4 protein-coding genes are annotated in these 3536 nt (G+C 44.7%); all 4 read right to left on the bottom strand.

Going from position 1 to position 3536, the window contains the following annotated elements:
* Positions 1-95: 95 nt before the first annotated feature.
* The 4 genes from AB4653_RS22925 to AB4653_RS22910 all read right to left on the bottom strand — a co-directional run bounded on the left by AB4653_RS22925 (position 96) and on the right by AB4653_RS22910 (position 3521).
* Positions 96-1022: an amino acid ABC transporter permease gene (locus AB4653_RS22925; RefSeq protein WP_032555058.1), complete on the bottom strand. Its 927-nt coding sequence runs from the start codon at positions 1020-1022 to the stop codon at positions 96-98.
* A gap of 133 nt (positions 1023-1155) precedes the next feature.
* The gene (locus AB4653_RS22920; RefSeq protein ID WP_009845516.1) at positions 1156-1965 is read right to left on the bottom strand and encodes a transporter substrate-binding domain-containing protein; all 810 of its coding nucleotides are present in this window, start codon (positions 1963-1965) and stop codon (positions 1156-1158) included.
* 12 nt (positions 1966-1977) lie between these two features.
* A complete protein-coding gene (locus tag AB4653_RS22915; protein ID WP_009845515.1) occupies positions 1978-2775 on the bottom strand; it encodes an amino acid ABC transporter permease in 798 nt (265 codons plus the stop codon).
* Positions 2775-3521 carry an amino acid ABC transporter ATP-binding protein gene (locus AB4653_RS22910; protein ID WP_012600470.1) on the bottom strand — a complete coding sequence of 249 codons (747 nt, stop codon included), beginning with the start codon at positions 3519-3521 and terminating at the stop codon, positions 2775-2777. Before AB4653_RS22910 ends, AB4653_RS22915 begins: the two co-directional genes overlap by 1 nt.
* Positions 3522-3536 lie beyond the last annotated feature (15 nt).

The raw sequence follows: 3536 nt of genomic DNA, 5'->3' as shown, positions 1-3536 counted from the left end.
GGATAAATCCCGATTGGTCAATAGCTTAAAACAATCAGGTGAACTTGATAAGGGAAAGGAATGGTCGGGCGAGTCGGTACTATTAATTAATGACGTTACTGATGGTTAAGGTAAACACTAGAACGTTGTTCAATCACTTTGAACAGACGCGAAAGCGCAAAGCATAAAGCAAAATATACGAAGCCTACAATCAGCCAGATCTCGAAGATCAACCCCGATGAGTTTGCCATCTCAGTACCAACAAACGTCATCTCTTGGATCGAAATCAGAGACACAATCGACGTGTCTTTAATCAAGGAGATTGCTTGGCCTGCCAATGGTGGGGTGATGGCCGTTAATACTTGTGGGCCAACCACAAATCGATACTTAGACAATGCAGACAAGCCAAGCGAATCGGCCGCTTCCCATTGGCCTTTAGGAATACCTTCTAAACCCGCTCGAATCACTTCCGCAATGTAAGCCGAAGAGAGCAAACCAATACAGATAACACCAGACGCTAAGTTTTCCCAAAGGTTAGCAGGACCAAACAGAAAGGCTTGAACAGCGTTAATCTCGCCATTGTGTTCACGTAAGATACTTTCTAAACCAAGTAATGGAATCAGTTGGTTAGAAACGAAGAAATAGAATATGAAGATAAACACCAGTGGCGGAATATTTCGAACCAACTGGATAAAAATCAGTGCCGGTGTTTTGAAGAAAGCGATCTTTGAGTGTCTTGCTACACCTAACAATGTGCCAAAAGAGAGTGCTAACACCATACTCCAGACACTCAAGCGCAGTGTAGCGATCAAGCCTTGGAAGAAGTAGGGAATACTGCCTTGAGAAGGTGGAATGAAAATTAGGGTAAACGCATCTTCCCAGCGCCACTGGTAGTTGATACCAACAGCAGAACGATAATAAAGCCAGCCTGCAAACACACAAATGACAGCGAGTAACACGCCATCCAAAAGGTTAAGGCGTTGATACCAAGGCTTCATATAAACGTTGGGCTTAGGTGTTGTTAATGCGCTAGTACTACTCACGTCATTCCTGTTTAAACAATAATAATTAGTAGGCTGTTTTGTTGAGTTTTAGATCATCATTAAAGCGAATCAAGTTGCCGAATCGAGGCAGTGCAGACAACGCACTGCCTCGATTCACTAGCAAAAGTTCAGATTACTGACCTTGAGCAATCCGGTCCTGCCAATCTAGAGTAGAGAACCAGTACTCGTAACGCTCTTTCAACCAACCGTCTTCAGTACGTGCTTTGATCCATTCGTTGAAGAATTCTGCCTTGTCAGTTTCACCTAGGCGAACTGCAAATGCTTCGTTACCTTTTGATAGACGCTCTTCAAATGGAATAAATAGCGTGTCTGCATTTTTGATCGTTTCGTGTTCTGGTTTCGGGCTAGACGCGATAACCGCGTGCGCGTTGCCGTTTAACACTTCTTGGAATGCTTGAGCATCGTCATCGAACTGTAGAACTTTCGCTTTAGGGAAGGTTTCACGAGCGACTTGAACCGTGAATGCTCCACGACGTGCTGCAATTTTTACGCGGCGAGAATCAAAATCAGAGATCTGAGTAAAACCTTCCGCTAGCTCTTTGTTAGCCGCCAGTTGAACGCCAGAGTGCGAGTAAGGTTCAGTGAACAATACGCTTTTAGCTCGCGCTTCAGTGATAGACATACCGCCGATGATTACATCAAATTTTTTCGATAATAGAGAAGGGATAATACCGTCCCATGCCGTAGGTACAAATTCGACTTTCCAACCAGAATCTTCGGCAAGGCGTTTCGCCACGTCGATTTCAAAGCCAACGAGATCGCCTTGTTTGTTACGCATCGCCCAAGGAACAAATGTCGACATCCCAACGCGCAGTGAGCCACGTTCGTTGATTTTATCGAGGTTAGGCGTTTCAGAAGCAAGTGCAGGCAAACTTACGGCAAGCGCAAGTAGGGCTGTAATCGCGGTTTTAAATAGCTTCATGCTGATAAATCCTTATTGTGTTCGCCAGTTAGCCCCGAGCTTATGCTCAAGCCAAGCAGCAACGGCAGAAAGTGAAAGTGTAAGAGCAAGATAAATGATCGCCACAGAGAACCAAATCTCGAATGGCATCGCGGTTTCAGAAACAATGTTTCTGGCTTCAGTCGTCAGGTCAAAAATAGCCATGACACTCACAATTGAAGAGTTTTTAATAAGAGAGATCACTTCATTAGTCAAAGGTGGCAAGGTACGTTGCACCACCTGAGGAAGAATCACATCCCAGTAAGTATAGGTCTTTGATAAGCCCAAGGATTGAGCTGCTTCAAATTGTCCTCTCGCAATACCATTTAAACCGGCACGAAATATCTCGGCGGTGTAAGCGCCTTGGAAAAGTGCCAAGGCTAAAACGGCAGTGCTAAAGCGATCCAGCCCTAACACGGGGCCAAATACAAAATAGAGCAAATAAATTTGTACCAATAACGGCGTGTTACGAATTAACTCAACATAGCTGGTGGCTAAGGTGCGTCCAACCACAGAATTTGAGTTTCTCAATAGTGCTGTCGTTAAACCAATGATCAGCGTAGCAACCAAAGAAATCAAAGAGATATTGATGGTAACCAGTAGCCCTTCAACTAATTCTGCAGGCCACCATTCACCATCTTCATAGAAAGCAATATAGTCCGGCACACGCTCCCATTGCCAGCTGTATCCCATGGTTTGTGCACCAGAGTCGAGAATCCAAACAACAGCAGCCACCAGTACAACAATCTGTACCAAAGCAGATAGGGCGGGTTTAATAATTCGAATCAACATCAATAAGTCAGGATCTGATTTAGGAACGCTTGAGTACGTTCATGTTGAGGGTTTTCAAAGAGCGCTTGTGGCGTATTCGATTCCACAATTTGTCCTTCATCCATGAAGATAACGCGGTCGGCCACTTGTTTCGCAAAGCCCATTTCGTGGGTCACACACACCATGGTGATACCTTCGCTCGCCAGTTCAACCATCACGTCGAGCACTTCGTTGATCATCTCCGGATCAAGCGCTGAAGTCGGTTCATCAAAAAGCAGTAATTCAGGCTTCATGCACAGCGAACGGGCGATAGCTACACGTTGTTGCTGACCGCCAGAAAGTTGTACTGGGTATTTGTTGGCTTGTTCAGCGATGTGTACGCGCTCGAGATAGTGCATTGCAAGCTTCTCGGCTTCTCGTTTGCTTTTTTTCAGCGTACGTATTGGAGACAGAGTCAGGTTTTCAAGCACGGTAAGATGGGGGAATAAATGAAAATGCTGAAACACCATTCCGACTTGGCCAGGTGTGTTGAATTTACTCGGAAGTACTTGTTCTAACACGCAAAGCTCGCCACTTTCGAAAGGTTCTAGCTGATTGATACAACGGATTAAAGTTGATTTACCCGAACCTGATGGCCCGCAAATCACCAGTATCTCTCCTTGTTCAATCTTTAAATCGATATCCTTTAGGGCATGAAAATCACCATACCACTTGTTAAGTGACTTAAACTTAACCATTTCCTTGAGATTGTTCAAATCGTTGTTCATACCTAATAAAGAGAC

Origin of the sequence: Vibrio sp. 10N.222.48.A3 (genome assembly GCF_041475345.1) — a bacterium.
Classification (GTDB): domain Bacteria; phylum Pseudomonadota; class Gammaproteobacteria; order Enterobacterales; family Vibrionaceae; genus Vibrio; species Vibrio tasmaniensis_A.
This window is presented reverse-complemented; position numbering and strand designations above follow the sequence as displayed.